This window comes from bacterium (assembly GCA_024224155.1).
Taxonomy (GTDB): domain Bacteria; phylum Acidobacteriota; class Thermoanaerobaculia; order Multivoradales; family JAHEKO01; genus CALZIK01.
The window spans coordinates 1-4,234 of sequence record JAAENP010000007.1 but is presented as its reverse complement, the minus strand read 5'-3'; the positions used below and the strand labels follow the sequence as shown (position 1 = coordinate 4,234).

The window sequence follows — 4,234 nt, the reverse complement described above, 5'->3', positions numbered from 1 at the left end:
CACAGCTGCAGGCCCTGCTGCAGGAGCCACGCCTCCAGCGGCACCGTCGCCTTGTTCTCGGTCTGGCGAGCCTCGACGGCGTAATCCAGGACGTTGTACTGCATGTTGTCGCTAACAGCGAACAGGTCCTGTCCGTAACGCTGCACCTGCTGCTGCACGCAGTAGAGGCAACCGTCGCCGGCCGCGCTGAACATCTTGTACTTCACATGCTTGGCCGGGGTCCACCATTGCTCGTGCGGGCCCACGCAAGTGTAGCCCGCCTCCGGCGGCTCCGGGTAGGCGTGCTGCCGCGGCCCGTCGCCGCCGCCGTCACCCATGGCGGCGTCGTGTTCGGTCGCCGCCGGCGTCGGATTTCCGTACCACTTGTCCAGCCTCTGCGGGTCGTGCTGGCGGCCGGGAGGCCCTTCTTGGTCACCGACTCTCTGCCACTCCGCACTGCCGCAACTGCCGCGGGTCGAACCCTGGGCAGCGCGGGCATCTTCCTCTTTTACCTTCTTGGTCCCCATGACTGAACAGAAAAGAGCGGAAGGAAGGCGAACGAAAGCTTGAAGACGAAATGGCTCGTCGTTGTTGTTGTTGTTGTTGTCGCTGTTGTCGTTGTTTCATCCTCCCTCCCTGTCCACACTGGAGACCACGGCCCGCGAGGAACTTGGCTCCGCCTGACTGACCGTTGCACACTGGAGACGCACACGCAGGAGACCTGTCCCGGATCGCACTTCCGATCTTTTAGAGGTGTCGTACGTGTGAAGACGGACAAGCTTACGGACAGTTTACGGAAGTTACGGAAAGTTTACGGAAGCTTACGGACAGTTTGCGGAATTTAGTGAAATATTACATGGACAGGAATATTATGTTCCAGGCGCGCGGCCGCTCGGGTCGAACCCTGGCGGCAGCGCCCGCTTTTAGCCCCTTGCTCGCGCGCCCGCCACGGGGGAGGGGGGGGGAGGGAGGGGGCGGTCTTTCGCGGCGGTCCAGGGTTCGACCCGCGACCGTTCGCGAAGCCGCCCGCCCCTAGCTATGTCGGACACGCCCGCCCGGCTGCGCCTCGAGCCTCTGTCCCCGACCTGGATCGGGGAGGCGCTTCCGTTCGTTCCCGAAGAACACTTGCCCCCCCTGCTCGGCGACAACGACGCGGGCGACCGTCGGCACCGAGTCGAGGCCGCCCTTCGCACAGTCTTTCCGGCGGACTCGAGAGAGGCACGAGAACTTGGAGAAGCTCTGGCGAACGCCTTCCCCGAGTTCGCTGCCAGTGCCGGAGCGCCCTTTCACCTGGCGGACGCGTTCTTGCAGCTCCTCTGCTGCTGCGCGCTTTTTCGAAGGGCGGCTGCGCCGGGCTCCGTCCTCCTGTCCGAGTTCCTGGAGTTCTTCGCAGGCGAGGCGGAATTGAGCAAAGCCATGGAAGGGTCGGGAGTTCGAACGAAAAGCTTCGACGTGCGCTACAGCCAGCCGGCCAGGGACTTGCAGGACTTCCTCGCCCCGAAAGGACTACGGTACGCCTTCCTGTCCGTTCTGGCGACCGTGGAGCGCGCGGACACCTGGGTGGGCATCGTGTGTTCGTCGTGGGTCTGGGTGTGCAGGGGCACCACGAAACGAAACGCAGAAACAGACCACCTTTGGGGCGACGAACGCGTGACCTCTGTCCGACAGGGCAACGCTATGGCCGTTCGGGTCGCGGCTCTCTGCCTGCTCGTGACCCTCACAGGAGGGGGCTGGTGTTTGGAGCAACCTTGCACCAGTTTGCTCTGGCGCTTCCCGCCTGTCGCCCAGTTGCTGAACATGACGAGGGCGCAGAGGACGGTCACTCATTTGGGAGCGTTCGGCGCTTCGTCGCCCAAGCCGGTGGCCCTGATGCACACGTCCAAGTGGCCAGAGCAGTTGCGGCGGGGCCGTCCTGCAACCGGTTCCTTCTCAAGCTCGGCTTGCCTCGCCACGGTGGACGCGAAGGGCAGAGTCACGGGAGTGAGGGACGCCCTGAAGGCTTCCCAGAGCTATCCCGAAGAGTTCGGGAGAGCGGCGGCCAGTGCCCGACAGCGCGCGCGGCGCGACAACGAAACGGCTCCCGCCTCCTCCGCTCGATCCCCGTGCCGGGGCAGCGACCGCCGAAGTCGAAGTGGCGGCCGGGGTCCTCGGACTCCACGTCGGACGGCGGTCCGCGGTTCTTCCCGAGGCCGTCGTTCGCGTTCTCCCTCGCCACGGCTGCCCGCCCAGGGTTCGACCCGCGGCGAGGCGGCCTCTCCGGGCTCGACGTCGCAGCGCGCGGTTGCGAACCTGGCCGCGTCCCGGCTAATCGAAGAGCGCGGAACGAGCAGGACTCCTGTGACCGATGGGGATGTCCTGGACATTCTTCGCATGTGGCTCTTCCACCGCAATTGCCACCGCGCCAGTCTCAGTCAGGGGAGTTCCTTTGTGCTCAGCACCTTCTTTGGTTACATCGGCGGCCAGGTCACAAAGGCGACGGGACAGTACCCCAGCGTGCCAGAACTGCTCAACCGCTGGCTCCGCGCGCGGCTCGCGCCAGGCACGCCGTTGCAGGACTTTTGTTGGTCGGCGATCTGTCTGAACAAGAACCTACAGTGCCAGTGCCACCGGGACAAGAACAATTCGGGGCCGTCCGTGCTGGCGGCTTTCGGGCCGTACCGCGAAGGCGGGAACCTGCGCTACCACCCGCAGGACGATGGCCGCGTGGACCTCGGCTTGGCTCAGGCCTTGGAGCCGACCGAAGTCGATCCACGGAGCCATCTCGTTCTCTTCGACGGCGGACGCGCGCACAGCGTCACGCCTTTCGAAGGAGAACGCTACAGCGTCGTGTTCTTCGACTCGCGGGACGGTTCCGGCATGGGCCGCGCGGCGCGAGAGCTTCTGAATCGACTGCGCGCGCGCCCGCGTGCCGGCGACGAGCTCCCGCCGGCTGTGCCGCAACCCCTGCAGTTTTGGCGGCGGCATCCGTCGGGCATTGTCTGTGAACAGTGTTGGATGACCGAAAGAATTCGTCGCGTTTCGTGGTGGAGTCTTCCTTCTCGCTGTCCTGGCGATTGCAATTGCAACACTGAAAAAGGAACCTTGCCCGCCGCGTCGCCACGTACGGACTACGACAGACGACACATCGGTCATTAGGCGCGCTACGGGTAAATTAAATTCAAACAACTCTGTTTGGGGGCTGTTTTCTTGGGCGTTGTTTTTTTCTCCGCGGTTAGGGCGACAAAAAGCGAGGGGAGACAAAAAAAAGGCAGGATTTGTTCCCTTGCCGTTTTTTAAAACCATCTCTGTAAGTGTCTGCACTGTCGCAGCAACAACTCGAGAGAAGGTCCCGAATTCCGACGGAAACCGCGGTTTTTGTTCGCCTAAGCTCTGCTAGTTCTTGGATAAATTAAGGGCGTCGCGAGGAACACAGAACATGGAACGGGGCGCCGTAGAAGTAGAAAGCAGACCTGTATGCGCCACGTCATTGACATGAAGCGCCGGAGCTCCAATCGCAATCGCTTTCCCACGCCCCTCGCGGCAGCCAGCGATGGCGGCGACAGGGCTGGACAAGGACTCCGTGATGCGAGCCTACGAGGACGTGAAACAGGGCAGGGCCGCGGCGACACCCGAGGAGAGGAAAGTAGCCGTCCGCAACGTGAGCCGTCTCGAGAAGGGCGAGCACAACGCGGCCGCGGTCCCTTCGAGCCCGGACAACGTTTTCATGTACATCGCGTTGCGCAGGCTGGCCGGCGACAAGGACGCCGCCCGGGTCAGCGCCCGGAGCCTGAGGAAGTGGACGCAGGAGATCGTGACGGAGGTGGCCTTGACGCAGCGCTACTGGGTTCGACAGAGGGCGGGCTACACGCTTCCCGAGCGCTGCAAAGCCTTCGTCGTGCCCGCGGAGCACCTCGACGTTGACGAAGCGATGCGGCTGTCACTGGCGAGCTGCTTCGTCATTGACAGCTCCTGCCCTAAGGAATGGTTGGGGCCGGGGCTCTCCGAAATCTCAGTGAAAGCGTCCACGCGCTGTTTGCAGCGCGATGGTGGCACCACTCCGGGGCACGGGTCCGGACACCTGTTGCCGCCAACGCCAACGCCGATGATCCAGGACGGCGAAGCGCACAGCGATTCGGAGCCGGCGGACTCTCTGGCGGACTCCGCCTCCAAACGGGCCAGGGTTCGACCCGCGCCCGGGCAGGAGGCGGACGACGCCGCCGCCGCCGAGGCCGCCTCGACCGAGTCCGCTCTCCCGTGGCGGGGCCGCGCTGCCTTG

The 4,234-nt window shown here is 64.2% G+C and carries 3 protein-coding genes; 2 read left to right on the top strand and 1 reads right to left on the bottom strand.

Features of this window, described 5'->3' with window-relative positions:
- A partial coding sequence (locus tag GY769_00905) for a hypothetical protein (GenBank protein MCP4200476.1) occupies window positions 1-506 on the bottom strand: 506 nt, incomplete at its 3' end.
- 1,810 nt (window positions 507-2,316) lie between these two features.
- Here GY769_00905 and GY769_00900 point away from each other — a divergent pair.
- Together GY769_00900 and GY769_00895 are read left to right on the top strand one after the other, a co-directional pair.
- On the top strand, window positions 2,317-3,114 hold the full coding sequence (locus GY769_00900) for a hypothetical protein (protein MCP4200475.1): 798 nt from the start codon (window positions 2,317-2,319) through the stop codon (window positions 3,112-3,114).
- 394 nt (window positions 3,115-3,508) lie between these two features.
- Window positions 3,509-4,234, top strand: a 726-nt coding sequence (locus GY769_00895) for a hypothetical protein (protein ID MCP4200474.1), incomplete at its 3' end; no start/stop codon positions are given.